Origin of the sequence: Acidisarcina polymorpha, assembly GCF_003330725.1 — a bacterium.
Classification (GTDB): domain Bacteria; phylum Acidobacteriota; class Terriglobia; order Terriglobales; family Acidobacteriaceae; genus Acidisarcina; species Acidisarcina polymorpha.
The window spans coordinates 38,478-65,157 of the sequence record NZ_CP030844.1; the positions used below are offsets into that span (position 1 = coordinate 38,478).

Below are 26,680 nucleotides of genomic sequence, written 5' to 3' on the forward strand. Positions count from 1 at the left end.
CTCCTTTGCAGGACACCCTCTCCAAAGATATTGACTTGTATTCTTGAAAAGTAGATTGCCAGAGGTGATGGTGCGCATTCCTCGTTCTATCCATAATTCTCTGGACGGCCAGAAGGCCAGACGTAGCCGTACACAGGCTCAATTAACTCCTGCAACTGCTGAATGAGAGAGGGGTCGTTCCTTGTCGCGAGAGACTGGATACTGGCCTGTACGTGTTTCCGGGTTGACATGCCAATCAGCGTGCTGGCTACGTGGGGATATTCAAGGCAGAAGCGTAGAGCAACCTCGGACGCATCGATGCCGCGTTCTTTGCAGAAGTCGACAATCCGCTTTCCCGCTCCGCGCACTTCGTGCGGCGCTGGATGCCAATCCGGCGCACCTCTCTCAGTAAGTATCCCCATATGCAGGCTTGACGCGTTGATGATACCGATGTTGTTCTTGGTTGCAAAAGGGATGAGCTCGGTATGCATATCTGAAATCATCAGGTTGTAACGGCAGTATGTCAGGATGCTGTCGACTGGCGCTTTCTCAGCGATCTCCATCAGGTTCTTCAAGGAGTATCCTGTGATTCCCACAAATCGTATTTTCCCCGCCTGCTGCAGCGCGCGCATTGCAGGGATGGTCTCTTCAATGATCTGCTGCGCATCGCCGAACTCCACATCGTGCGCCTGCAGAATATCGACATAGTCTGTACGCAGGCGTTGTAGCGATTCCTCGACACTCAGGATGGTACGCTTCGCAGAAAAGTCGAAGGTATCTTCCCCAAAGCGCCCGCACTTCGTGGCAAGCACAACTTTGTCGCGATGTCCTTCCAGAGCTTCGCCAAGCCGGGTCTCGGCCAGAGTCAAACCGTAGTAAGGGGAGACGTCGAAGAAGTTTATGCCTTCATCGATTGCGAGTCTCACAGCTGACATCCCTTCGACGGGGTCGGTCTGCCGGAAAACATTCCCCAGGGGCGATGCCCCGAACCCGACTATCGATACACGCAGGTCGGTGCTGCCGAGCTGACGGTATTCCATCTGGTATGAGGACGATACCTTCAAAGTCGTCGCTGATTGGTGCAAATGAGACCTCCCACGGACGCTCGATAGAGAATAAAGCCTATAAATAATCAACGTTACAGTAAACGATTTCGTTGATCGTCGTCAAACCCGAAATTCTGCAAATGCCGCTACACCCAGATTGCACCATCGGACAACGCCCGCATGTATAGTTCGTTCTATGGCCGTGAACATGAAAGGAATCGCTCGGGACCTTGGGGTATCTACCGTTACTGTCTCGAAGGCGCTGCGAAATCACCCCGATATAAGCAAGACAACTCGCGCTCGCATTCTCGATCGGGTGAAGGAGCTAGGCTATCGCCCAAACCTGACGGCGCGCAGCCTTGTAACCGGCCACTCGTCTTTGATCGGCCTTATCGTTCCAGACCTGATTCATCCCTTCTTTGCGGACGTAGCCAAGGGACTGTCTTCGGCGGTCAGACAGCGCGGCTATTTCTTATTGATCTCGTCCTCAGAGGAAGATCCTGAACTCGAGGCCCAAGAGATTGATCACATGCTCGCGCATCGACTGGACGCTCTCGTTATCGCTTCTTGCCAGACCGATCCAACTGCGTTACGAAATGTTCAGCGAGGCGAGACTCCGTTAATTTTGGTGGACCGTAGTTTCAAGAGCTTCCCGAGCTACTTCGTCGGGTCAGATGATTACGCAGCTGGGAAACTCGCGACCGAACACCTGGTAAATGTCGGTTGCAGGCGAATTGCCCACATCCGGGGGCCTGAAAACAGCGTGGGGATACGACGCCTTAAAGGCTTTTTGGATACGATCAGGCGGCACGGATTGGCAATTCCGGAAGAGAATATCATTCGCGCACCCAGAGTGGATGTGGACGGCAAGCTCAATGGAGCTGCGGCTCTGAGACAGATGATGGCGCTTCCGGAAATGGCCGATGGCGTCTTCTGCTATAACGACGTTATTGCCATGGGCGTAATCAAAGAGGCATTAAGCCAGGGTATCAACGTGCCGGAGGATTTGGCTGTTATCGGCTGCGGCAATTTGCATTACGACGCCGAAATTCGAGTTCCTCTTTCAAGCATCGACCAGAGGAGTAACCAAATCGGCGGAAGAGCGGCTAAACTCATTCTGGAGATTTTGGGCAGCGAAACTCCCATGGAGTTTCAAGATGTCATTCTTCAGCCAAAGCTTGCCGCTCGCGCTTCTACCGAGAGGACAGCCAGGTCATCGTCCACTCCCGCCAAGACGGGGGCGCAGAGAAGATCCGCAGCGAACGTTTAGCGCCCTTTGATTTTGATCCTCGTTTGCTCCGATTTTCGGCGTGTTGAGTCAAGAATTACCGGCACGCAATCCTCGACCGATGTACGGAGCAAGAAAAGCGTAGACGGCGACAACTATATATCCCGCCAAAGGGAGGATATAGCCCAAAGCAATGTCGCCAGTGGCACGCGCGATCGCTCCCGTAAGAGGAGGAAAGATTGCGCCTCCAATGATCGATATGACCAGGAAGCTACTTCCCAACTTGGTGTCTTCGCCAAGATCTCGTACGCCCAGAGCAAAAATCGTCGGATACATCACCGACATAAAGAAGCTGGTCATCAGAATCGTGCAGGATCCGGACATACCCGGTCGAGCGATCCCAAAAACGAGTAAAGCGACGTTAACGATCGCATAGATCCCCATCATTCTTTCCGGATTGATGAAGCGCATTAGCGCTGTCGAAACGATCCTTCCGATTGCCAGAGCTACCAGAGTCCCAGTGAGGAAATAACCGGCAGTTTTGTCAGTGACCGCCGTGTAGGCTTTCATGTATGGGATAAAGGTGCTCCATGTGCTCACTTGCGCGCCGACGTAGAAGAACTGGGCAATGACGGCCGACATTAGCCGGGGATTATGGATTAGTCTTTCAAAACTGTTGCGTCGCGGTGAGTAGGCAAGCCGGTCCGAGAATGTTCCAAGCTCGGTTGAGTCGAGGATTGCAGGAAAACGGGCGATGCCGATCAGAGCGGCGAGGAGAAGCACGCCAGCACCGAGAGCCACATAGGTTGGCACGACTCGGGATATTTCGCTGTGAAGATAGGAAGAATATACGCCCTGCGCCTTCATCGCAGCGATCTCCAACGGAGTCTTTTCTACTCCGGAGAATATAAACCACGTCCCAATCAGCACTCCCGTGATCGTACCTGGAGGATTGAACGCCTGAGCGAAATTTAACCGCTGTTCGGAGGTAGCCGGGGCGCCGAATCGTGCTATGAGCGGATTGGCTGCCGTTTCCAGGATTGAGGAACCGCTTCCAACGACAAATAGCGCGATTAGAAAGGGCAAATATTGGCCCAATATTGCGGCTGGCCAAAACAGAAGAGTGCCTATCCCGAAAACGATAAGACCTACCAACAATCCCGCCTTGTAGCCAAACCGGCGCATAAGGACGGCGGCGGGGATCGCCATGGCGGCATATGCGAGAAAGACCGCAGTTTGCACTAGCTGCGCCTGCACCAGGTTCAACTCAAAAGACTTTCTGAATTGTTGCACCAGGATGTCGGTCAGGTTGTTTGACATGCCCCAGATGAAGAAAACTGCAGTCGTAAGGAGGAACGGCAACCTGCTCTCGGAGGGAAAGATCGAGGGCCGGGCGCCTGCGGGTTGAGATCCTGAAGAGGTCAAAATGTTCATGACTGGCGAGGGGCTTGATGCAGCGCATCTCCGGCTTTTCCAGGAAGCGCCTACTTGTCGAAGCGAACCATAATCTTCGTATAGCGTCCTGGATTCGTGCTCCAAGCCTCGAGCATGTGCGCTGCATTCTCGGGTGTCACAATGGCGCTGATAGCGTCTTCTACGGGGAAGTCGCCCGCTTCCAGCATGCGAATTACTTCGAGAAAATCTTCAGGTAAAGCATTTCTGCTACCGAGGATATCTAGTTCCTTTTGCACGAAGAGGCGGGTTTCATAGGAGACCGGCTCTTTGGCATATCCGATGTAGACCACGCGCCCAGTGAACGCAACCTCTTCCACTGCCGCCCTGAAGGTTGACGAGAGACCAATGGCTTCGATGACGACGTCGGGACCGTCGCCGGTCATTTCAACAAGCCGCTCGTGCAAGTCTTGACTTCCAGTGTTGATGAGATGGCTTGCGCCCGCTTTCTGGGCTATGTCCAGTTTCCTATCGTCCATGTCGATCGCGATCGTTCTTGCTCCGCGGAAGGCGGAAGCAGCGATCGCGCCAAGGCCGATTCCGCCGCACCCGAGAACGGCCACCGTGTCGTTCTTTGTCACGCGCCCCCTAGCTACGGCATGCGCGCCTACTGTGAGCGGTTCAACCAGACAGAGCTCTTTCAGCGTCAGGTTTGCGGTGTGGATCCGGTCACGCGGGATCGCGATGTACTCCGTCATCGCACCATCGCGCTGCACCCCCAGGGTTTGATTGTGCTGACACGCGTTGAAGCGCCCACGGCGGCAGCTTGCGCAGGTACCGCAATGAGTGTAGGGAGAGACCGTCACTCGCGTCCCCGGGGTGAGGTCGGAGGCCCCCTCGACGACAGTTGCGGCCACCTCGTGGCCGGGAATACTGGGATAGGCGGCCATTGCGTTGGCGCCACGAAACGTGGAAAGATCCGTGCCGCACATTCCGATCAGGGCAACCTTGAGCAGCACTTCGTCAGCTTTCAGGTTGGGTGGTTCCGGAACATCGACAAGCTGTGCTGCCCCTGGCGCGGTTATTTGAAGAGCTCTCATCAATGTCTTTGCTCAGATCGAGATTAGTCGTTGACTGTATCGTTAACTTAAGTACTTTCACAAATTAGTAGATGCGCTGAAGGATGTCAACTGCGGTTCGGATCTTTACACCGCGAGTGCGAATACAACCAATCTTCCATGCAGAGGTTCCACGAGTGACAATTCCTTTACTCAGTCTTCCCAGATATTCGATTGGGGTGGGCGACCGGTTCGCCCATCAGGCGAAGGCGCAACTGGCCGCGTGCGTCAAAGCCGCGGATGCTAAATGCTACGTCGCGCCAGTGTGGAACAAAAGCAATCGGGAACACAACATCGTTCACTCGGAGCCCGAGCAGACTCGCCGCGCGGCGGATTCAGCGGTGTTGGCTCTGGGATGGGACAAGGCTTACTTTTGCGACGCGGACCACATCAACGCCTCGACCGTGGATCGGTTCCTTTCACCGTGCGACTTCTTCACCCTGGACGTCGCCGATGAGATCGGCAAACCCGCTTCGGTAGAGTCTGCGGAATCATTCACGTCGCGCCATCGGCATCTGATTGGGCAGGTAGAAATACCAGACGTTGGAATACTAGAGATTCCCGAAAGCTTTTTTCGAAGGACGGTGCACAAGTATCTCGGTTCAATCGACCACGCGTCCGAAATCTACACCAAAATCGAAACGGCTAAAGGGGCAGGGACGTTCGTCACTGAAGTTTCGATGGACGAAACGGACACTCCGCAAAGTCCTCCAGAATTGTTGATCATTCTAGCGGCGATCGCGGACCGAAAAATACCCATTCAAACAATTGCTCCGAAGTTCACTGGGCGCTTCAACAAAGGCGTCGACTACGCCGGGGATTTGGCACAGTTTTCGCGGGAATTTTTCAACGACGTTGCCGTGCTCGCCCACGCGGTAAATCACTTCGGGCTACCAGCGAACCTGAAATTGAGCGTGCATTCGGGCAGCGATAAGTTTTCGATCTACAAGCCTATTCGAGAGGCCCTTATCCACTTCGGAGCAGGAGTTCACCTCAAGACTGCCGGCACGACATGGCTGGAGGAGTTGATCGGCTTGGCCGAGGCGGGCGGAGACGGTCTGATTATGGCGAAAGAGATTTATCGCGAAGCTTATGCTCGCAAAGCGGAACTGTGCGCTCCTTATGCCGCGGTGATCGACATCGATCCTTCGCAGCTGCCGTCACCTTCAGAGGTTTCTTCCTGGACATCGGACCAATTCACCGGCGCTCTTCGGCATGAGCAAACCTCGCCAGCCTATAACCCAAGCTTCAGACAGCTACTCCATGTCGGTTTCAAGGTGGCTGCTGCCAAAGGAACAGCTTACCTGCAACTGCTTGAGCGGAACGAGCCGGTGATTGCGGGAAACGTCACCACAAACCTCTTCGATCGACACATCTCACCGCTATTTCTTTAGAAATGACTTTCCATGATTTTGATTCTGATGGGTGTTTGCGGCACTGGAAAGACGACTGTGGGTAGATTGCTGGCTCGAGAACTTGGTTGGCAATTCGCGGACGCTGCGATTACCATTCCGCCAGCCAATCGAGCGAAGATGCGTGATGGGATGCCCCTCAACGACTCGGATCGCCTCCCTTGGCTTCAGTCCCTTCATGACCTTATTGACGAGTGGCGACAATCCCATACCTCCGAGATCGCAGATGCAGAGGCGGGATGTGAGGAGCAACCCTGGAAGACGCTACTACCCAGCGCCGCTGTTCGAGGCTTAGAAGAGTCAATCGGCGGCAAGAAGGAGCAGGCTTTGCTGTCAACTGGGATCTCAAAGGAATTGGGGCTGCATACCTTCCGAGATGAGCGCGACGCCGGTGGCTTTCAAGTCAAAGCTGGAAGAACGAGAAAGGAGACTACGAAACCCGCACCGAATGGCTCCGCGTCTATGCCTGGAGCAATCTCTCCAACTTCGCGAAGACTCTCCAGAAGGGCTAGCCCGTCACCCTCGAAGGGACGCTGCGTTATCGCGACGTCGAAGACGAAGTCCAGGGCACGACCGTCAAGCACCGGATCGCCGAAATCCACGCAACAAGCCTCAAGCGTCTCTCGAAGATTGAGGCGCGTCTAACGATCCGCAGACGGAGCCGGCGACGAATAGTCGCTTGCCAAAACGCACATTGCAGAATTCAGCCTCGCTCGCCTAGGCAGTGCTACCCCCTCGGTACGGGTCCAATCTCGAGTGACGATATCAGGCCGAGGCACTCATCGAACCTCGCTCGGGGTGGTGTAGTGACCCATTTCGCTCCAAGACGGACGAAACCGTTGTCGCACTCCTCACTATTCAGGCTCGGATGCTTAGGGCGCGAAGTGATCGACCTCATCGACCTTGTAGCGGCGCGGGATCAGTTTGCCTTCGACGATCACCGGATCGCCGTTCTTCAAACGGGGCTGAGCGCCATTCGGCGCATCCACCTCGGTAGAACCTTTCAACCAAACGGTGCGGCCTTTAACCCACTTCAACAGCCATTCCCCAAAGCCAGGCAACCTATGTTGACGCAGATTTCTATGCTGTCCGAGGCTGCTGTATCGAGATAGGCACTTTCAACTGGAACATGACCACCTTTTCCGTCCCGTTCCACTTGGCCATCATGGGGTGTAAGAACAGCTCACGCCGCTGCGCCACGGCGAAAAACTTTACGCTCGTTCTTCGAGCGAGCTCGACGGCCTCCTCTCCCGAGGCAATGTATGGTCCGCCGCCTAATTGCAAGCATAAAGCCCAGATGAGATGAAGTGGCCTGCGGCAATGTATTCGGCCTATAGGTGAAGCTTTCGCTTCTGGCCATGATGTACTCCGCGCCCCTCTCTACCTTACAAGCTCGCCGGCATTAAAATGCCTTGCCTTGGGACAGGTTACGAGCGGGCCGGTTTGACCTGTTCTCTCATCAGTTCTTCTGCGCGCAATACCGAGGGGAAAATTAAATACAGTAGCAGCCGTGTGGTGGGAATGTGTGAATCGCGCTAGCGATTTGCATCATTTCCACCACTTCTACGCAGCGGGACGGTACTGCTGACCGGTTGTCAGAATGGCCCATGCGATACGAGCCAGCTTGTTGGCCAGTGCCACAACAGCCACATTGGAATGCTTCCTTACTGCAAGCTCGTCCATCCAGGGACCGAAGCTATGCTGAGATCGGTTTAGTCGTGCGAATGCGGCTCGAGCGCCCTCAACCAGCATTTTCCGCAAGTACTGATTTCCCCGCTTGCTTATACCCAGCAACTTCGCCTTACCACCTGAGGAGTGCTGCCGCGGAACAAGCCCCAGCCAAGAGGCCATATCACGGCCTGTCCGGAAAGCTGCTGCATTGCCCACTGCTGCGACAAGAGCGGTGGAGATGATCGGGCCGATCCCGGGAATACCCGTCAAACGTTTGCACGATTCGTTCGATCGGGAGATACGGCCGATCTCCTCCGTCACATTGCCAATCTTTGCCTCTAGCTCTTCCCACTCTTCTCGGAGTGCTGACAGAATCGTGCGTGAACGGTCGCTCAGTCCATTCTCCGCATCCTCCAAGACCGCCGGCAAATTCTTTCGAAGATGTTCGGATCCAACCCGTATCGGAAGACCGCGTTCAAGCAGAAATCCACGGATCTGATTGGTGAGCGCCACCCTGCGTTGAATCCAACGCTCGCGCACGCGGTGAAGCGCCTGCAGATCGAGCTGCTCTTCCGTCTTCATTGGAACGAAGCGCATGGTAGGCCGCAACACCGCCTCAGCAATCGCCTCTGCATCGATGAAGTCGTTCTTGTTCGACTTCACATACGGGCGCACGTACTCCGCCGGCATGAGCCTGACATCGTGGCCTTGGCTGGCAAGAATGCGAGCCAGATAGTGTGATCCGGAGCAAGCCTCCATCCCAATCACCTCCGCCCTCAGGTTCGCCGTGTACACCAGCAACTGAGGTCGCGAGAACTTCTTCTTCACTACCACGGAGCCCTTCTCATTAAGAGCGACGAGGTGAAAGACGGATTTTGCAACATCGATTCCAACGGTACGAATAGCCATAACGGTCTCCTCCTGAACGCAACTTCAGAGTGTAGCGAGCGGCGGACCATTACATAAGCTCGGGCCCCTCTACATCGATTTTCATAGCATCTCTTCTGCGGGGGAAAACCCCGCAGCCCCCCTTCAATCATGGCGCGTGACCGCGCCGTATTCGGTAGACAAACCCCTAATGGTGAGAGCACCGGGAGATGGTTTACGTTTCGTACCGGGAAGAGAGTTTACAAGGCCCTTGCGGGGAAATTGGCTCTGGTTCTGGGTAAAGGCTGGCCGAGCCCGGTCTGTAATAAGAATATCTCCCGCCGTCGAAGCGTTGGGAATGTGGGAATCCCGAAGGGATTTCCAAGAGGAGTGGGACGGGTGGAAAACCGGCTTTATGGTTTTCCATGCTTTCCACTCCTCGTCATTTCCAACGCTTGTTTTAGGGACGAAGCGCCGGTAGAAACCGCATTTCGTTGACATCGAACGCACCAACTTCCAAAGAGCAGAAGTAGACTCGATAGAAGGCGTCCTGGACTTTTTCGAGTGCTATATCCTGGCCGCGAAAGACTTGGCTGATGAATACCCGGCCCTTATGCCAGCTAATATCTCCTGAGTCGTTGACACGCCGCGTCTGGAAGTGAGCAGGATACTGATATGCCTTCGTGTACCGTGGCAGAAGCCGCGAGCTGGGCACATAGATGTTGCCGGGTGTTTCGTTCCCCAAGGCTTCGTGCGGACGCTCATGGTTATAGACCCGGCGAAACTCATCGAACCGTTTTTGCTGTGCCTGGAGCGTCTTCGCGGACGGGTTCGTTGTGTCCTGCTTGAGTGTGCGATGCATCCGTTCGTGTCGACCGTTCTGCTGCGGTTTACCCGGCTGAATGCGTTCATGCACGATCCCGAGGCGCACCCAGTTAAGTGACAACTGGGACAGTCCCAGCAAGGCATGTCCAGAGAATGGGCATCCGTTGTCCGTACGAATCCTGTCAGGAACACCATACTCGCGCATCGCTGCCTCGCAGATCGCGAGTACATGCGCCGTATCCATCCGGGTTATGGCCTGACAGCGGATCAGATAGCGACTGTAGGCATCTGTAATGGTGAACGGATCGCATCGGTGCCCATCTCCTGTGCGGAACCAGCCCTTGAAGTCCATGCACCATAGCTGGTTCGGTGCGGTGACCTCAGCGAAGGGTTCTGAGTATGGAGTGGTTCTGCGTCTCTTGCGAACAGGGTTCGTGAGTCCGGCCCGGCGAAGAATCTGGCCAATGGTGCTAGCTGCTGGCCATACAACGTTCGGGTTCATCTTCTCCAAACGCGCCTTCAACTTCCGCGCTCCCCAGGAAGGAAAACGCTTCCGAAGAGCAAGTATCTCGTTTTCGATCTCCATAGAGGTTGCATGAGAACAACCGTGGGGTCTGCGCGAAATATCCAGCAAGCCTTCCGGGCCAACTTCGTTATATCGCTTGATCCACTTATAGGCGGTTGGGCGTGAGATGCCGTACTCATGGCACAAGTCCGTCACAGACATCTCTGCCTTCTGATAACTCGATAAGAACTGCAAGCGTTGATCCACAATACGACTCTCTCTCCAAGGCATAAACGCATCTTCCTGCGTTACGTCCTTCGTTGAAGAGCCACTCCTCCCATATCTGTAAACCCTGTCTCCGGTCTTGCGTGTAAACCATGTCCCCGGTACCTACTATGGGCCAGCCCCTCGCGCTCTGCAAGGCCTTTCGCCCTCCGGGTTTTGGCTCCCCCACGCCTGCCAAAAACGCAGCCGCGGTCCCCCCAAAAAGCTGCGCTCGAAGACCTTTCCGTTTGCTACCCCCGCCTTCGCCAGGTGGCGTTCGGCATTTGCATGCCGCGTTTCCACGCGGAAAAGCAAAAGCAAAAAACCCACGGAGGCAGCATCCATGAACCCCACCCTCAGCCCTACCCTACCGGCTTCCGCCAGTGAAAAGCGGAAGCCTGCATCGTCCAAAGAACTCATCGCCGCCAACATCCAGAGCCTTATTGAGCAACTGGAGGCAGGACACTCCGAAGGTCTCACCGCCTACCTTGCCGCCATGGGCAAATTCCATAACTATTCCTTCGGCAACATCCTCGAAATCGCACGGCAACGCCCTGACGCTCAAAAAGTAGCGGGACTTTATGCGTGGAACCAGTTAGGCCGTAAGGTCAGGAAGGGCGAACGCGGCATTCGCATTCTGGCGCCGATGATCGGCATCAAGCGCAAGAAGGATTCCGCAGCCGAGAAAGAAACACCCGAACAGAAGAAGCCTGCTTTGGTTGGCTTTCGCGCGGTGTACGTCTTCGATGTCTCCCAGACCGACGGCGCACCGCTTCCCGAGCTTTCAAGCAAGGTCAAAGGTTCCGTGGGCGAGTACCGCGAAAGGCTTTTCGCGTTCGTTGCCGTGCAGGGCATCGAGCTTGAGTACGACAATTCCATCAGCCCTGCAATGGGCGTGAGCTATGGGGGACGCATCGTCCTCTTACCCGGTCAGGAGCCAGCCGAGGAGTTCAGCACCTTGGTTCACGAAGTCGCGCATGAGCTTCTCCACAAAGCCGAGCGCAGAACCGCAACTACCAAGACTGTTCGCGAGACCGAAGCCGAGGCCATCGCCTTTGTTGTCTCGACCACCATCGGACTTGACGCTGGACACACCAGCGCCGATTACATCTCGCTCTATAACGGCAATGCCGCGCTCTTAGCCGAGAGCCTGGAGGTCATTCAGCGGGCCTCAGCCATCATCCTCTCCGCCATCGAATCCGCCCCGGTCGAAGACGCCGAGGCACCCGCAGAAGCCGAACTCGCCCAGGCGAGCTAGACCCCGAGTTTCCCCTTTCTATGGGCGGACGGCCCACCCGTCCGCGCCGCTTTGACCGCACGATCCAACCCGCCCAAAGGAGGGCCATCATGCAGGATTCCAGCGCATTCCAGTTTCTCGCCATCAACACCATCCACGCGTCCAAGACCAACCCCCGCAAGACCTTCGACGAAGCCAAGCTTTATGAGCTTGCTGAGTCCATCAAGCACAACGGCATGATTCAGCCCATCACCGTCAGGCCGAACCATCAGGGCTTCGAGATCGTCGCCGGGGAGAGACGTTTCCGCGCCGCCCAGATCGCCGAGTTGTTTTCCGTTCCCGCCCGTATCGTCGACCTCGACGATGCCGCGAGTCTCGAATGGGCTTTGGTCGAGAATTCGCAACGTTTGGACGTTCACCCTTACGAGGAGGCGCAGGGCTTCCAGCGCTTGCTCGACATGCCCGGCTACGATGTGGCCGCTTTGGTCGAGAAGTCCGGCAAGAGCGCAAGCCATATCTATGGCCGTCTCTCCCTCTTGCAACTGATTCCCGAAGTGGCCGAGGCGTTCGTGCAAGAGCGTATCACCGCCAGCCATGCCAACCTGATCGCTCGCCTGCCGCAGGAACACCAGGCCGAGGCTTTCGAGCAGTGCTGGCGCAAAGACTGGAGTGATACCGAAGCCCATCTCCTACCCGCGAAATTCCTTTCTTCGTGGATACAGAACAACCTTTATCTCCCCCTTGCCGACGCGCCCTTCGACCGCGAAGATGCAACCCTCAATCCCGCTGCCGGAGCTTGCACCACCTGCCCCCGCCGCAGCGGATACAACACCGCACTCTTTCCCGACGTGGCATCGGATGAGTGCCTAGACGGAAATTGCTACAGGTTGAAAATCTCAGCACATGTAGACCGTGAGATTGTCGCTCATCCCGAGTACATCCAGATCGAGACCTCGTGGCGCAGCCGCAGTGAACAGCGCCCTGGAGTCCTAGACCCTAGTGAGTACGAAATCCTCGACACCCCCGAGAACCCGGATGCCGAGCCACCCTGCCCGTTCACCCGCACCGCTCTGATCGTCTACGGCAAACACGTTGGCACCACCGTCAGCGTTTGCACCGAGGACGACGACTGCCCTGTCCACAACCCCGACGTGGCGCAGCGCCTCGCAGCGGCCCCGACCGTTATATCTCTCGCCACGCCCGCTCCTCTAAGCAATACAGAAGAGGAGACCGAAGGTGAGGACGAGGCCGAAGAGCAAGCCGCCCAGCGCCAGCAGGAGGCCGAACGGCTCAGACAAGAGTTCAAGGAAAAGCAGGAGCACCAAGCCGAGGAGCGCCGCAGGGAGTCCCAAAGGCAGCATGAGGAGTACGAGGCCGAACGCGCCCGGAAAGCGGCCTTACATCAAGAACGGCTGGCCACGCTCAACCGGATGATCGAGAATGCGCCCGCCATGTTCAGCGCGGCGCAATTGAGGCTCTTCCTTTCCGCGCTCATCGACCTCAACCTCTATTTCGATGAAGATGTGGCGGCAGCCATCGTTGGCGACGATGAAAACAACCAGCAGAGCGCGGAGGAGGTTCTAGCCAGCACCCTTGCCAAACTGCCCGACGACAAGCTTACAGGCTTCGCCCTCCGTCTCGGCTTCACCGCCCACACCGCTCTTCCCCGTCAAGGCGAAACCGACTTCCTGGCCGCAGCTGCAGCCGCCTTCGCTCCACCGCAACCCCAGAAAGCCAGCAAGCCGAAGAAGGCGCAGACGCCCCGCGCCAAGGCTACGCCTAAAAAGACCGCCCCGAAAAAGAAAGTCGCAGCCTAGCCCGGAGGCGGGGAGTCCCTTCGGACTCCCCGCGCACCACCCCACACCGATCCATAAGGAGAACACTGTTATGAGCACTCTAGCCGTATCCGCGTCCACCGCCGCCGTCTCGCTTTATTACCGCGAAGGCAGCTCCGATAAGGTCTACCACGCCCAGATCACTCCCAAAGGGAGTGATCTCTACATCGTCGAGTTTCAATATGGACGGCGCGGTTCCACCCTCCAGACCGGTGTGAAAACCGACGCCCCGCTCCCGCTCGACCAGGCCCGAAAAGTCTTCGAGAAACTCGTGCGCGAGAAAAAGGCCATGGGCTACACCGAGGGCGAGCAAGGAACCCCCTATGCCGGGGGCGAGCTCGCCAACCGCCGCTTTGTCTATACGCCGCAATTGCTCAACTCCGTCGACGAATCCGTCTTGCCCGACTATCTCCGCAGTCCTGATTGGCTTATGCAGGAAAAGATGGACGGCGTTCGCCTGATCGTCGAATCTTGCGGGAACGTTGTCACGGCGGGAAACCGCCGCGGTCTCGCGGTCGCAATCTCCACCGCCATCCCCGAGGCCGTCCTTGCGCTCGGCCACGATTGCGTCTTGGATGGAGAAGCTATCGGCGATGTCTACTGGCCCTTCGATCTGCTCAGCTTCGACGGCAGCGACATCACCCGCCGCTCCGCCACCTACCGCCTCCAGCTCCTTATGGCGATCCTCAAGGCAAGACCTTCGAAAGCGATTGGCCGTGTCGCGGTCGCGTTTGTGGAACGCGACAAACGCGCCTTGCTCGAAACGATTCGAGCCGAACGCGGGGAGGGTGTCGTCTTCAAGAACGCCCACGCCCCTTACACCCCAGGACGGCCTGGCTCTGGCGGCGATGCCCTGAAGCATAAATTCAAGGCCAGCGCGACCTGCGCCGTGCTCTCGCACAATCCGGGCAAACGCAGCGTTCAGATCGCGGCCTCGCACGACGCCTCGCCCTCTTCAACCTTTCAACGTTTCGTCGAAATCGGCAACGTCACCATTCCCGGAAGCGCACCGCTGCCCCCGGTCGGCAGCCTCATCGAAGTCGAGTACTTGTATGCCTACGCGGCAGGAGCGCTCTTCCAGCCCGTCTACAAAGGCCCACGGTTCGACAAGCACTCACCCGATGTCTACGCCTCGCTGAAGTTCAAACCGGAATACAGCGGCGACGGCGAGTGACCTGCCTGCAGACTTCACCCATCAACCCTATGCGGCGCGGCACAGGGCCAAAAGCCCGTGCCGGGAACCGCCCGCTTTGCCGCCCTAACGTTTTCAACAACCCCGTTGCGGGGGGCACCCTTCGCGGAGCCGCCCCGCATCGTAAGCCCAAACAAAATTCAGAACTAACAGCCTGCTCCCGCAGTCCGGTAGCTACACAATGCTACCGGTTGCTATCGACCTATATCCAGGTTGAAAGTACATGTCGTTGTTGCCTCCCCCGTTCGTTCTGACGTGTGGGCCTGTCGGCATCGAAACGGGTCGCGCCGCTGCGGTCTTCAGGGCCTCTGCTTTCCCGGCTCCCCCAAAGAAATAACGGCCTCCCGGCCTTGCTTCGCACATTTCTTCGGTCCCCCCGAGAATGCCGCCCCTTGCCCTTGCTGGTCATCGTGGCGCTCTTCGGCACCAAGGACCAATTCGACAGCGCCAAGGAGATGCTTCCCATCCTCGTTGGTCTAATTACTCCGGTACTCACCGCTGCAATGGCCTTCTACTTCCCAGAAAAAGAGTGAATCCCGCCGGCAGGGTGGGGCCCACCCTGCCGGTTAACTCTCAAAACTTCTCCCCTATAGCACCTGCTGCTCCGTCAAGCGGAACGCCACCTTTCTAGAAGGAGTTCTCCTCCGCATGGGGTATCTTTTCAGGGGTTGCATCACGGAATGCTGAGATCCAACGAGCAGGCATCGGCTTGCGTAAACGTTCGTTTGCGCAACGCGCTCTGAGGGGGTCTGTGTGAGTGCGTCGGCGATTTATGAGGCGGTGAGAGATCGGCTACGATACGTGCGCCCGACTTGCCCGGAAAGCCGGTTATACGGCAACGTGCCTGTGCTTGGTCGATCCGATCGGCTCAATGAGCGCGCTGCCCTGGTGTCGTCAACACACGACGCACAGTTAGCTTTGCAACTAGGTAAGTTGTTTATTTTTTTTAACTATCTGGGTTTTCCACTTTCGATCTCTGGCGATCAATCGCCTCCAGGTTGAAGCGCATGTTTTGATTCTTCTCTAAGAGTTGAGCTACCAAAATCTGTAATATCACGGCGCGGTGACGCCAGTAGGCTTCACCTGCTTCGGAGATCTCTTCGATCGGATCTGATTGCATGGACGCCTCCGTCGTGATCATGAAATGGTCAAGATGAATCTACCGTAACTTGAGGACCCGAGATCAGCCAGACTCAAAGGAGTGAATCGGACCCAGTCCTTTTGGTTCTCTTCTTCATGATTTCAGACCCACTTCAGCTCTCGATGGGGATGTTGTCGGGCAACTGAGTACTCTGAAAGTAAGAAAGCCGCAAAGCTGAGTCTACCTGCTCGTAAACTGCAACAAGCCGAAACTTCGTGGATGTCGTGAACCCTCGTCGGACTGCGGTCGCATGACTCTCGCCTATTACCATCGCTGTCGTCTCAAAGACGCGGACATCCTCGATACACAGCATGATCGAAGTGAAGGCCAGTCCACCCTCCCGAAGGTCACGGAGTACCTCTTCCTTGTTCAGCATAGAACCGTCGGAACGCACTAGTCTGTAGTCGTCAGAATAAAGCGCGGAGAGAGCATTAAGGTCGCCCGACAGAAGGGCACCGTAGAAGTGTTCGTGATGCACTTTCAAGACGTCCTGTGCGTTCAAGTTGAACCTCCAGTTCGGTCAATCGAGGGAAGCGTTAGCTCGTTGTGCTAGCAAATCCTGATTCTCAGATCTTTCCAGTTCTTTCTTCAGCCGAGTGCGCACAGCGCTCCCAGCGTCATGGAGCTTAGCGATGCTGCTTCAACCAGCGGAGTCGACGTGACTGACCCCCCTCCAGCTTTCGAAGTCACGACCGTCAATGTCAGTCGATCGCCATCTAGTTTCACCTGACGCTTCAATCGCTGTCCTATCAGTGCAGGAACAAAGGAGACGCTGGGAATATGAGTTACGGTCGCTGTGACCTCATCGAATTGATATTCACCGGAGTAGCCGATGAAGTTCTCTGATTCTTTCTCATCATCACTTTGGGGGTTTGAATTCCAATCACCGACAACATGCGACGAACGACGGACACTCATCAGTAGATCGGACATGAGGCCACCAGGCGTGTAGGATTAACGCCAAGGGGAAGCACGGCTTCTGCCTCTTCAGCGGTATCCGTGTAGCTCTCAAGGCTCCATGAGCCTATGAGGTCTGCGCCGACAGCAGGCGCGCCGGGCCTTGCGGAATTGATGTAGCGAGCATTGTTTCTCCTAAGTGAGGAGGTGCTCCTCGCGGTCTTTTGGTTCTATCGAAGAACGACTAGCCGCATTCATATGGCGACGGGATAGTCGGTGTAGCCGTGTTCCCCGCCTCCATAAAATGTAGATCGGTCGTATTTGTTCATTGGAAGTCCATCTCGTATGCGCTCCACGAGGTCAGGGTTGGCTATAAACAGTCGTCCGAAGGCGATGCCATCCGCTTCTCCCTTAGAGACTGTTTGGGTAGCTGATGACGGCGTGTAAGCTGCAGCCGAGATTAGGGGGCCTCGGAAATTGGACCGGAAGAGTTGCGCATTGTTGAGAGCCTCTTCATGCAATCCGTCTCCAAGTCCAATCTCGGAGCCCCGGCCCTCGATGAGGTGAAGATAGGCGATTTGTCGTTTGTCGAGGGCACTGATCGCGATTCCATATAGATGCAATGGATTGCTATCGTGAATACCACCGTATTGTCCAAACGGAGACAGACGCACACCCAAACGGTTTATGCCGACAGCTGCGCTCACCTTGTCGACCACTTCGAGAAGAAAGCGAACGCGGTTTTCGGCAATGCCACCATATTCATCTGTGCGTTTGTTCGTACCATCCTGCAGAAACTGATCGATGAGATGGCTATTGGCCGCCTGAACCTCGACACCGTCGAAGCCGGCCTCTATTGCATTCAGAGCGGCCTGAACAAAAGTATCAACGATCGTCGAAATCTCGTCCGTCTCAAGAGCTCGCGGAGTTTCGGTTGGAACCTGCTTGAATTCATTCGTAAACGCGGGCAGGTCCGGTGGGATAGCGGACGGAGCAACCGGAAGGCTGTTCTGGGGTAATAAGGAGGAATGCGAATTCCGACCGTTGTGAGCAATCTGCAGAAATATCCTTCCCCTTTTGGAGTGAACCGCGTCCGTTACCGAGCGCCATCCGTTGATTTGATCCTCCGTATAAATCCCCGGTGCGCCAGGATAGCCCTGTCCTTGATGACTTACAGCTGTGCCCTCGGCGATTATGAGACCAGCCGACGCACGCTGTGCATAGTATTTTGCATTGAGTGCCGTCGGAACGTTCCCGGTGCCTGCCCTCATTCTAGTCAAGGGTGCCATGATGATCCGATTTTGCACTTTGATGGTACCGAGTTGCAATGGAGCGAATAGAGCGTCGTGATTCATCAGATTTTCCCGTCTGCGTTCCTTAAAGCCGTAATCAAGCAAGGGGTTGGAGTTGAAGCAATTAGGGGACTACGAAACCTTGATTTCGCCCATATCAATCTTCACCAAAAGCGGATCCATTACGGGCTTGTAGTCACTCTCATATGCATAAATCCGTCGCTTCGTGGGAATGATAATGCCACCCACGTCTCGATATTCGGAGGCATAGTTGAGGCCGGTTGCTCCACCCAGAATGTCAACGGTGTAATCGTGCCGCCGAAGCAATCCGTCAGGGCCGAAGCAGGAGATCTGCTCTCGGGTGTGACTCTTTACATTGTCAGGAAAGGTGACCTTGAGCCTGCGCCATGTTTCTCCGTCCACCTCAATCGATGCAATCTCCTCGCTGACGAAGCCTTCATGGGTGTACAGAAAAGGAGTGTTCAAGTAGGTCCACAGAGCCTCGCCCTGAAAATAGGCAACATGAAAGTCATCCCACGGTGTTTCATGTTGTTGGCCCACGAAAGACGCCTCGGGATCGTCTCGCACTTGAATGAGCGTTCCATTTGCTTTTTCCATGACGATTCGGCTCGGTTCGAATTTGATTCGCTTATCCTGGCCCGGAAAGTCAGTGACCACTCGCTCCTTGCGAGTGTCGACCGACATGACGATGTCTTTCAGGTAGTCTCCCTGGCCCTTTACAAACCAGATTGCGCCTGTTATTTGAGCGGCCACCTGAATTGACTTGATCTCACTCCACCGCTCCAAGCCGCCGTGTGCGTTGACTGCCGTCGTTAATAGGTCATTCATGATTTCTCCCTGTTAATCGTTGACTAAGTTTGTACTTCCAGAGCGGGGTGCGATGCGCATCGAACGTAGAACATCCTGAGGAGCGTTGCATTCATGCGAGGACTGGAGGTTGCTCCAACTGTTCATTGAACGAATTTACGAAGGAGGCCTCTTGAGAGCCTTGCTGGTCGCGCAGGAACTTGGCGCGAGGAACCAGAATCTCGTCGGCATCCGTCGCTAGGGCGACGACTGTGTCTCGAATGAAGTCGTCGAGCGGCATGGCACGTGGCTCCTCGCTGCTGTTAAGCAGCTCAGTCCGGACCCAGGGAGGGATAACCTCAAGCACGCGCACCGAAGTGTGCCTGAGCTTGAAGCGCAGTGACTGGGAATAGGAATGAAGCGCGGCCTTTGTAGAGGAATATACGGCGGTCATCGCCATCGGAGTGAATCCAAGAACCGAGGAGACGATCAGGATCGTGGCAGACTCCTGCTTCTTCATGTGCTCAACAAGCGCACCGGTAAGGCGGATCGGCCCCATCAGGTTCGTCGTAATCGTGCGGGAGATGAGATCGTCATCGATAAGCGTCGAAGCATCATCGATCTCCATGATGCCGGCATTATTGATGAGGACATTGAGGGCCGGATACTTCACAACGAGCACTTCCGCGGCTCGGCGAATGCTCTCCGGGTATGACACATCAAGCTCTATGGATTCCATCCCAGGATTAGCTTCGGTGGTCTCTGCGAGGTGTCCGGCGCGACGGCCCGAAATGATTACCTTGTTGCCGAGCTTGTGAAGCGCTTCCGCTAAAGCTCTGCCGATCCCGGAACCGCCGCCTGTGATGAAGATCGTGTTGCCGTTGAGATTCATGTTGTGCTCCTGCTCTGCTAACTATGCGGTTGTATCTGCGGACGGACCGTAGATGGAAGGAACTGCAGCACCCATCGGCCTGAGGTAGGTGGATAGCTGTCCTCGGTGATGGATGCCATCGAAGAGAAACAACCAGAGGATCTGCCCAAGTGGTTGCGTGAGAATGACAATGCCGCTAGAGGTCACCTTTCGCTCTTTAAGCCAATCGGTTGGGTCTATCGCGACAAGTTGCTGTTGGAGTCGCTCCGCAGAGTGATGGAACTCTGCCAGGAGCGCTACATGATCAGGATGATTTGTGCGCGGCACTTCTGTGCTGTCGGAGCTCGTGAGATGATTTGAAATCTCAAGGCAGCGAACGATCGTCCAAGCCGTTGTTCCTGCGGTTGGCGAATTAGGATGGGTACGGTAGGAAAGCATGTCAGCAGGAATCGCATGAAGAACCTTAGCCGTTGTCGCCGATTCCACCCGGTGGCGCTCCCGAAAGAACTCGATCGTTCCAACTGGATCAAAGTCGGGCATACTGCACCTCCCCTTGAGTGGTCTCAATCTCGTCGATTGTGGGGTAGTCGGTATACCCAGCGGCCGTTGCTCCGTAGTACCCTTCCGGTCTCTGAGGATTCAATTTAGAGCTTCTGCGTATCCGCTCGACCAGGTCTGGATTGGCGATGTATTCGCGGCCGAAAGCAATCATCTCTCCCAGTTTGTCGCGGAGAAGTTGCTCACCGCGCTTGGGGCTGATGTCGACGTTGAGTATCAATGTGCCTGAGTACAATTTCCGAAAGTGGTGAAGCACGCCGTCCCTCTGCAGTGGTTCGATCGGAGTGTCGGAGAGGTCTGCAAGCTGGCGCATCAACATGACATGGGACAGGTCGTAGTCGTTCAGTCTGCGATACACGTATTCCGCCGTGGGCAGCGTCGATGACGAGGAACGGAATCCTCCGCGCTCGGGCATCATGGTTCCGGCCTTTACTCCGACCCTGGAGCTTGGCCAGACCTCAAGAACCGCTTCCAATGCTTCGAAAAGAAGACGGGCCCGGTTCTCGATGGAACCACCGTAGTTGTCTGTTCGAAGATTCAGGTTCTCCTGCATGAATTGCTGAAACAGGTAAACAAATCCGCCCTGGATCTGGACACCGTCGAAGCCGGCGTCGCGGGCAACCTTTGATGCATGCCTGAAGTCCGCAATCGTCTGCCGAATGTCATCAAGAGTCATGGCAGTTGGGACCTGCGTCATCTCCGTATTGCCATAGCCGGTGTGAACCAGTTGCTCCGGATTGACCGCGGACGGTCCTAGGGGGGAGTAACCGTGGCCGACGAGTGCGCGACTGGAGACTGACCCCTGATGCCAGAGCTGCACGATCATGTGGCCGCCCGCGCGGTGCACGGCGTCGGTAATCGTGAGCCATCCCTTGCGTTGTTCCTCGGTGTATATCCCTGGTGCTCCGAACCAGCCACGCGCTTGATCACTGACGAACGTCCCTTCGCTGATGATCAGACCAGCACTCGCTCGCTGTTCGTAATACTCCCGCATCAGATCGTTGGGAACGGCGCCGGGTGTGGGCGTCCGCATTCTTGTTAGCGGGGCCATCACGACCCGATTTCGTAGCTCCAGATCACCGAACAGGATCGGTTGCAGAAGAAATCCCTTACTTCCTTCGTGCGAAGTTTCGTCTGTAGCGCTCTTTAACATCTGTTTCTCCTGTCTCATCCCCCGCGTTGCGCCGCTGCAATTGAGATCGGCTAAGCAACCGCGAACGATTCGCCAAACATTGGAAGACCGCTCTTCGATTCGGCCTCGGTGACTTCATCCTGGATGACATCCCAGTGTTCAACCAGAACTCCATCGCGCAATCGAACGATGTCAGCAACGATCCAATTCCGGGGAAGGCCATGACCGGAGAACCGGCCATGCAGAATCACGAAGTCGCCGTCCGCCACTGCCAAAGCGTTCTCGTAACGCGCCGATGAGGGCAGGCCCTTGGTGAGCTCAAAGAGCCCTTTTCGACCTTGTGCGATATAGGCACTGTGCTGAACGTATCCTGGCGACCAAAACGTCTCAGCGGTGGAGTAGTCTCGTAGGTTGAAAAGCGTGTCAAACGCTTTGAGGACTGTCGCTTTGTTTTTGCTGCTCTGAGTTGAGTCCATCGTTAGACCTCCGTGGATACTGTGCGGTGAAGTAAAGAGGCGCTATTGATCGCGTCTATGACACGATGCATGGCGACGGCATCAGAGAAGTTACGCGCATCGCTTGTTCCCGAAGCGCAGTCCTTTGCGAACGCCGCATAGAGCTGTGCAAGATCCTGCACACTCACGTCTAATGAAGAATCAGGAATTGTCTGGTAGCGCCGTGGAGTCGGGAGAACATGCCACTCGCCATCTTCGCCCTGGGAGCCTTCGAGCAGGTTGTCTTGTTTCGTCCCAAACGATTTGGCATTTGTAACTCTTAAATCCCCACATGTGCCCGTGATGTCAATCTGCAATCCAGATGGATGAAGTTTGCCCCCTTCGATCTGGATCTCGAACAGAGCTCCACCTTTCAAGGTGCCGATAGCCATGACACAATCGGGCGTCTCATTGTGGAATGTCTGTCCCGTCCTGCTCAATGTCAGGTCTGGAAACTGCGTCGCGACAATGGAACTCACGGTACTCGGTTGACCAACAACATGGAACAACATGTCCATGAAGTGGCCGCCATAGATGGAGAGAACATGAGAGAAGTTGCTCTTATCGACCGTCCATTCCAAGCCTGCTGATCGGGCCGGACCGAAGGAAGCCATGCTCACATGCATCCTGACTGACCTGAGGCGCCCCACGTATCCCTGAACAAGAATGTCTCGAAGGTACTGAGTACTTGCACCGATAGTTCTCTGCAATCCAACGACATGGCGGCCGCCAGCGGCCTGGACCATCGACAGAAGTTCTTCAGAGTCGCGGGTGTTCGTGGTCAACGGCCACTCGCAATAAACATCTTTGCCTGCCGCGATTGCGGACTTTACCGCAAGCGCGTGCTCCGGGGCCGGCGGAAGTACGACGACAAGATCTACGTCTAATAGATGAGCCAGTTCTTCAACGCTACCGACGGCGTGTTCGATTCCAAACGCATCTGCTGTCTCTTGAGCCTTCGATTTGCTTCGGCTGGAGACCGCAACGATTTTGTACTCAGGGAGTAGTCGTAGCGCTGGAATGTGTCCGTACCTCCCCCAGTTCCCAACGCCTACCAGTCCGACTCCAATTGGTTTTTGGCTAAACACAGAATGCCTCGATTCGACACGTTGATTCGTAGACCGCCGCGCGGTGTTCTCAGAACTCAATACTGAAAGCGAGCGGCGTGCTTGATCGCGAATTGCGCAATAGTTTTTGGTTGCCGTCCCGTTATGGCATGAAAGTTGTCGAAAGTCTCGTCCGCGCCAATGTCTTTACCGTTGGTCAAGTCGGTGTAGCTGTCGAAGACACACTTCATGTACGCGGGCTCCGCTCCAGCAGCCAGGACGTTACGCAGGAAGTCCGCGGGTGGTTGAGGCTCGTATGAGAATGGCTTACCCAGAGCCTCGGCAAAGGCTTCCGCAAGTTCGTAGTACGTTTTCGCCTCATATCCCAGGCGGTATGTGCGACCCGCCTGCGTGTCCGGATCGAGTAGGCAGGCTGCAGCGACCGCCGCTACATCCTCACAATCAACCCAGCTAAGCCGGGCTGCGCCGACGTAATGCTTGATAACTCCATTGTTGACGTAGCTCTCACCGCCGTAACCGAGCAGATTCTGCATGAAGATCTCTGGGCGTAGATGGGTGAACCGGATACCGGACCACTCGATGTAACGTTCGATGAACTGATGCCAACCGTAGTGCGCAACCTGCGTATCATCGTCCCCGCATGCGCCGAGGTGAACGATATAAGTGACACCGGCTCGTTTCGCGGCATTGACGAGGTCCTTGCTCTGCCGCAGCATGTCCACCGTGTATCCGGTTGCCATGAAGATGCTGTCGACGCCTTGAAGCGCTGGCGCAAAGGTCTCGAATTTGTCGAGATCGAGGTAGACGACTGGAACTCCGAGGTGATCTGCTTTCTCCACCTTGCGCGCGGCGGCGACGACGTCGACTGTCGGCTGTCCTGCCAACTCGGAGAGTACGGCGCCGCCGACTTGACCGGTTGCCCCCATGACGAGAATGCGTGTCTTTTTGAGCATGAAGATCTCCAGGGTATGGCTGCTCATTGACGGGCATACCGAACTTTCTAGTCGATGTGGTTGGATTGAGCGGAGCGACCGCGGTGACGTTCCACAAGGTGTTGCCGCAGCCGATCGAGCCTTTATACCGTAATCGATTCAGCAGCGAGAGCTATGATGTCTGCGACTTCTTTTGGGTGCGACATGAACGGGCAATGGCTTGAAGCCACTGACCGAACAGTCGCGTTCATTCGCTTTGCCAGGAATTCCTGAGCGGGCGGAGGGATCATCTGATCCTCACTGCAGGTGAGATACCAGGAAGGGAGGGTCTTCCATGCAGGAGCGCTTTCCAGGCCGCCAAAAGCAGCGAAGCTGAGAGGCTTCTGGACAGCTGCCATAATCGAGGCCTCGTCATCTGTCGCGCCGCCGGCAAAGGCAGTGTGGAACTTGTCCCGGTTAATCCAGAGAAAGCCCTTGTCGTCTGGCTCTATGGCTGCGGAGCCCGGCGAGGGCGGGCCCTGCTTGCTCAGGGATTCAAGGCTTTCCCCTTCATCGAGACCGAAGGCCGTTATATAGACGAGGGCCTTTACCTGTGGTGTGGCAGTCGCGGCCCCGGTAATCACTGCGCCGCCGTAGGAGTGGCCCACGAGAACAGTTGGGCCATTGTTCGCGGTTAGAAGCCGGCGGGTAACCTCGATGTCACCTGTGAGGGACTGTAACGGAATCTGCGCGGCTGTCACGTTGTAGCCCTTAGCCTCGAGTAAGAGGATGACCTTGCTCCAGCATGAGCCGTCAGCCCAAGCGCCATGTACCAGCATGATGTTCACATTTTTGCTCATTGCAATCTCCGATTCGTTGTGATGGCGGTGTCCTGCCGTTGTTCGTTATGCCGAAAGGACGGCGCTATAGGCTAGATAGTCCGAGTACCCGTGTTCGTCAAAGGTGTAAAAGGTTCCGCGGTCGTATTCGGAGAGTGGCAAGCCTTCACGTATGCGGAGCGGAAGATCCGGATTAGATACGAAGTAACGCCCAAACGCCACCGCGTCTAACGTTCCGGAAGCGACGATCTGTTCTGCGGTATCTGGTTCGAATCCGCCGGCCGCGATCAGTTTCCCTCTGAAGATGCGGCGAAGTTTCTCGGAGGCCACGGCTCCCTGGCCTGCATGGATCAAATCACTGCCGCCAATGCGAGGCTCGATGATATGAAGGTAAGCAAGGTTATAGTCGTTGAGCTTCTCCGCGATATAGGAGAACAGCGCATCGGGGTCGCTGTCGGACATTCCATTCCACGTACCGTTTGGACCGAGGCGCACGGCCACACGATCTGGGCCCCAAACGGAGATCAAGGCCGCGAGAATCTCAAAGAGGAAGCGGCTGCGATTCACAATCGAACCGCCGTAATCATCCGTTCGCTTGTTACTGCCATTCTGCAGGAACTGATCGACTAAGTATCCGTTGGCCGCGTGCAACTCTACACCTTCGAAATCAGCGTCCATTGCTCGCTGCGCAGCGTTTCTGTAGTCCTGCACAACGCAGTCAATCTCTGTGACCGTCAAAGCACGATGTGGCGTGGACTGCGCCCATCCTCCAGGGATCGACACCAGGTGATTCGGATGTTCCCAATAGCTTGGGTCTACGGAGGCAGAGACCGGCATTGCTCCACCAGTCATCGCGGTATGCGACGAGCGACCCGTATGCCAGAGTTGGGCAAACATATGGCCGCCCTTCGCGCGGACGTCGGCGACGATCTTGCTCCATCCCTTGACCTGTTCGGCTGTGTAAAGCCCCGGGGCACCCAGCCAGCCGCGGCTTGTAAGAGAAATGTTTGTAGCCTCAGAGATAATTAGCCCGCCATCGGACGCCCGCTGTTCGTAGTACGCCTTCATGAGACCACCGGGCACAGAGTCTGGCTGGATCGACCGGGAACGAGTGAGCGGTGCCATGATCACGCGATGCTTCAAGGACAAAGCTCCGAGTTGGATTGGCGAAAATAGATGAGGACGCTGGATGCTGGTCATGCTTTCTCTCCGTACTCCGATTGCTAGGACTAAGCTACGCGCCCGCCATATCCCGGCAACAGCCACGATGGAAGGGTTGTTCTCCAGTTCTTTCGGCTCCCCCGAATCGTTCTTCGAAGCAAGCTGAAAAGCGCAGGTATCGCAGTATTTCCAACCGCAGCGTTCTCACTGCAAAAGGAAAACTGAAGAAGCGGCTCTTTTGGCGGGGGCAATATAGGAGCGCGGAGAGTATTCTCAAGTTACGATCAGCACGCCCGGAGATGGACTATGCCGATGACGCGAACTATCAGAGTGTTGGCGGTTGATGATCACCCGCTGCTACGCGCCGGTATTGCCAGCGTGATCAATGCTGAGCCAGGCATGGAAATTGTTGCTGAAGCTGCGGATGCTCATGAAGCGATTGCAGCGTACCGGCAGCACCGACCCGATATCACCCTGATGGATCTCCGACTTTCAAAGGGCACCGGCATTGAGGCGATCAGCGCAATTCGGTCGGATGCTCCAGGAGCTCGGATCATTGTGCTCACCACGTTCGGGGGAGACGTATTAGCCTTGCAGGCATTCAAAGCCGGAGCGAGTGGCTATCTGTTGAAGAGCATGATGCGCGCGGATCTGATCGACACGATTCGCCTGGTTCACGCTGGCCATCGGAAGATACCCTCAGAGATCGCAGCCACAATGGCCGAACACGCAGGAGAAGATTCCCTGACCATTCGCGAGTTGGATGTGTTGCATTCCATTGCTACTGGTAACTCCAATAAGATCATTGCCGATGACCTCGATCTCTCAGTACATACGGTCAAGGGTCATGTGCAGAGTATTCTCTCCAAACTCGGGGCCGGCGATCGCACCCACGCCGTGGTCATTGCACTGAAGCGCGGAATACTTGAACAATGATGT

At 55.9% G+C, this 26,680-nt stretch carries 26 protein-coding genes and 1 pseudogene; 7 read left to right on the forward strand and 20 right to left on the reverse strand.

What is annotated here, in order from left to right; all coding sequences use genetic code 11:
* Nucleotides 1-86: 86 nt before the first annotated feature.
* On the reverse strand, nt 87-1,064 hold the full coding sequence (locus ACPOL_RS32610) for an aldo/keto reductase (protein WP_236657657.1): 978 nt from the start codon (nt 1,062-1,064) through the stop codon (nt 87-89).
* Between the two features lie 169 nt (nt 1,065-1,233).
* Between ACPOL_RS32610 and ACPOL_RS32615 the strand changes: the two genes are divergently transcribed.
* Nucleotides 1,234-2,295 (forward strand): LacI family DNA-binding transcriptional regulator, encoded by a 1,062-nt coding sequence (locus ACPOL_RS32615; protein ID WP_236657658.1) that lies wholly within the window; start codon nt 1,234-1,236, stop codon nt 2,293-2,295.
* Nucleotides 2,296-2,343: 48 nt separating this feature from the next.
* Here the strand turns inward: ACPOL_RS32615 and fucP are convergent, their stop codons facing one another.
* Together fucP and ACPOL_RS32625 are read right to left on the reverse strand one after the other, a co-directional pair.
* The gene (gene fucP, locus ACPOL_RS32620; RefSeq protein WP_236657659.1) at nt 2,344-3,615 is read right to left on the reverse strand and encodes an L-fucose:H+ symporter permease; all 1,272 of its coding nucleotides are present in this window, start codon (nt 3,613-3,615) and stop codon (nt 2,344-2,346) included.
* Nucleotides 3,616-3,737: 122 nt separating this feature from the next.
* Nucleotides 3,738-4,745, reverse strand: coding sequence for a zinc-binding alcohol dehydrogenase family protein (locus ACPOL_RS32625; protein ID WP_114211513.1), 1,008 nt, complete (start codon nt 4,743-4,745; stop codon nt 3,738-3,740).
* A 155-nt stretch (nt 4,746-4,900) separates the two neighbouring features.
* Between ACPOL_RS32625 and ACPOL_RS32630 the strand changes: the two genes are divergently transcribed.
* A complete protein-coding gene (locus ACPOL_RS32630; protein ID WP_414633418.1) occupies nt 4,901-6,157 on the forward strand; it encodes a tagaturonate epimerase family protein in 1,257 nt (418 codons plus the stop codon).
* A gap of 416 nt (nt 6,158-6,573) precedes the next feature.
* On the opposite strand, the gene ACPOL_RS34400 is transcribed toward ACPOL_RS32630, so the two are convergent.
* From ACPOL_RS34400 to ACPOL_RS32660, 4 genes are all read right to left on the reverse strand, one after another.
* On the reverse strand, nt 6,574-6,777 hold the full coding sequence (locus ACPOL_RS34400; RefSeq protein WP_201759357.1) for a hypothetical protein: 204 nt from the start codon (nt 6,775-6,777) through the stop codon (nt 6,574-6,576).
* A gap of 270 nt (nt 6,778-7,047) precedes the next feature.
* Nucleotides 7,048-7,212 (reverse strand): hypothetical protein, encoded by a 165-nt coding sequence (locus tag ACPOL_RS33880; RefSeq protein WP_161557714.1) that lies wholly within the window; start codon nt 7,210-7,212, stop codon nt 7,048-7,050.
* 526 nt (nt 7,213-7,738) lie between these two features.
* On the reverse strand, nt 7,739-8,755 hold the full coding sequence (locus ACPOL_RS32655; RefSeq protein WP_114207353.1) for an IS110 family RNA-guided transposase: 1,017 nt from the start codon (nt 8,753-8,755) through the stop codon (nt 7,739-7,741).
* A 418-nt stretch (nt 8,756-9,173) separates the two neighbouring features.
* Nucleotides 9,174-10,334, reverse strand: a complete 1,161-nt coding sequence (locus ACPOL_RS32660) for an IS481 family transposase (RefSeq protein ID WP_114208920.1) — start codon at nt 10,332-10,334, stop codon at nt 9,174-9,176.
* A gap of 316 nt (nt 10,335-10,650) precedes the next feature.
* Here ACPOL_RS32660 and ACPOL_RS32670 point away from each other — a divergent pair, with 316 nt between their 5' ends.
* The 4 genes from ACPOL_RS32670 to ACPOL_RS33885 all read left to right on the forward strand — a co-directional run bounded on the left by ACPOL_RS32670 (nt 10,651) and on the right by ACPOL_RS33885 (nt 15,104).
* On the forward strand, nt 10,651-11,565 hold the full coding sequence (locus tag ACPOL_RS32670) for an ArdC family protein (RefSeq protein ID WP_114211518.1): 915 nt from the start codon (nt 10,651-10,653) through the stop codon (nt 11,563-11,565).
* Nucleotides 11,566-11,654: 89 nt separating this feature from the next.
* On the forward strand, nt 11,655-13,361 hold the full coding sequence (locus ACPOL_RS32675) for a ParB/RepB/Spo0J family partition protein (RefSeq protein ID WP_114211519.1): 1,707 nt from the start codon (nt 11,655-11,657) through the stop codon (nt 13,359-13,361).
* Nucleotides 13,362-13,431: 70 nt separating this feature from the next.
* Nucleotides 13,432-14,553 carry an ATP-dependent DNA ligase gene (locus tag ACPOL_RS32680; RefSeq protein WP_114211520.1) on the forward strand — a complete coding sequence of 374 codons (1,122 nt, stop codon included), beginning with the start codon at nt 13,432-13,434 and terminating at the stop codon, nt 14,551-14,553.
* A 410-nt stretch (nt 14,554-14,963) separates the two neighbouring features.
* Nucleotides 14,964-15,104, forward strand: coding sequence for a hypothetical protein (locus ACPOL_RS33885; RefSeq protein WP_161557715.1), 141 nt, complete (start codon nt 14,964-14,966; stop codon nt 15,102-15,104).
* 413 nt (nt 15,105-15,517) lie between these two features.
* Here ACPOL_RS33885 and ACPOL_RS33890 read toward each other — a convergent pair whose 3' ends face one another.
* The 13 genes and pseudogenes from ACPOL_RS33890 to ACPOL_RS32740 all read right to left on the reverse strand — a co-directional run bounded on the left by ACPOL_RS33890 (nt 15,518) and on the right by ACPOL_RS32740 (nt 25,780).
* Nucleotides 15,518-15,691: a hypothetical protein gene (locus tag ACPOL_RS33890; protein WP_161557716.1), complete on the reverse strand. Its 174-nt coding sequence runs from the start codon at nt 15,689-15,691 to the stop codon at nt 15,518-15,520.
* Nucleotides 15,692-15,824: 133 nt separating this feature from the next.
* Entirely contained in the window at nt 15,825-16,214 is a 390-nt protein-coding gene (locus ACPOL_RS32685; protein WP_114211521.1) for a nuclear transport factor 2 family protein, read from the reverse strand.
* 86 nt (nt 16,215-16,300) lie between these two features.
* Nucleotides 16,301-16,651: pseudogene (locus tag ACPOL_RS32690) on the reverse strand (lipocalin-like domain-containing protein); the annotation flags it as partial.
* A 212-nt stretch (nt 16,652-16,863) separates the two neighbouring features.
* Nucleotides 16,864-17,964: an alkene reductase gene (locus ACPOL_RS32695; protein ID WP_114211523.1), complete on the reverse strand. Its 1,101-nt coding sequence runs from the start codon at nt 17,962-17,964 to the stop codon at nt 16,864-16,866.
* 69 nt (nt 17,965-18,033) lie between these two features.
* Nucleotides 18,034-18,750: a hypothetical protein gene (locus ACPOL_RS32700; RefSeq protein ID WP_114211524.1), complete on the reverse strand. Its 717-nt coding sequence runs from the start codon at nt 18,748-18,750 to the stop codon at nt 18,034-18,036.
* Nucleotides 18,751-18,841: 91 nt separating this feature from the next.
* Nucleotides 18,842-19,600, reverse strand: coding sequence for an SDR family oxidoreductase (locus ACPOL_RS32705; RefSeq protein ID WP_114211525.1), 759 nt, complete (start codon nt 19,598-19,600; stop codon nt 18,842-18,844).
* Nucleotides 19,601-19,621: 21 nt separating this feature from the next.
* On the reverse strand, nt 19,622-20,119 hold the full coding sequence (locus ACPOL_RS32710; protein ID WP_114211526.1) for a DinB family protein: 498 nt from the start codon (nt 20,117-20,119) through the stop codon (nt 19,622-19,624).
* Nucleotides 20,106-21,290 carry an alkene reductase gene (locus ACPOL_RS32715; protein ID WP_161557717.1) on the reverse strand — a complete coding sequence of 395 codons (1,185 nt, stop codon included), beginning with the start codon at nt 21,288-21,290 and terminating at the stop codon, nt 20,106-20,108. Before ACPOL_RS32715 ends, ACPOL_RS32710 begins: the two co-directional genes overlap by 14 nt.
* A 50-nt stretch (nt 21,291-21,340) precedes the next feature.
* Complete coding sequence (locus ACPOL_RS32720; protein WP_114211528.1) at nt 21,341-21,745, reverse strand: nuclear transport factor 2 family protein; 405 nt, start codon at nt 21,743-21,745, stop codon at nt 21,341-21,343.
* A 2-nt stretch (nt 21,746-21,747) separates the two neighbouring features.
* Nucleotides 21,748-22,851, reverse strand: coding sequence for a Gfo/Idh/MocA family protein (locus ACPOL_RS32725; RefSeq protein ID WP_114211529.1), 1,104 nt, complete (start codon nt 22,849-22,851; stop codon nt 21,748-21,750).
* 56 nt (nt 22,852-22,907) lie between these two features.
* A complete protein-coding gene (locus ACPOL_RS32730; protein ID WP_114211585.1) occupies nt 22,908-23,783 on the reverse strand; it encodes an NmrA family NAD(P)-binding protein in 876 nt (291 codons plus the stop codon).
* Nucleotides 23,784-23,905: 122 nt separating this feature from the next.
* Nucleotides 23,906-24,601 (reverse strand): alpha/beta fold hydrolase, encoded by a 696-nt coding sequence (locus tag ACPOL_RS32735; RefSeq protein WP_114211530.1) that lies wholly within the window; start codon nt 24,599-24,601, stop codon nt 23,906-23,908.
* Between the two features lie 45 nt (nt 24,602-24,646).
* The gene (locus ACPOL_RS32740) at nt 24,647-25,780 is read right to left on the reverse strand and encodes an alkene reductase (RefSeq protein WP_114211531.1); all 1,134 of its coding nucleotides are present in this window, start codon (nt 25,778-25,780) and stop codon (nt 24,647-24,649) included.
* Nucleotides 25,781-26,053: 273 nt separating this feature from the next.
* Here ACPOL_RS32740 and ACPOL_RS32745 point away from each other — a divergent pair, with 273 nt between their 5' ends.
* Entirely contained in the window at nt 26,054-26,677 is a 624-nt protein-coding gene (locus tag ACPOL_RS32745) for a response regulator (protein ID WP_414633416.1), read from the forward strand.
* Nucleotides 26,678-26,680: the final 3 nt, after the last annotated feature.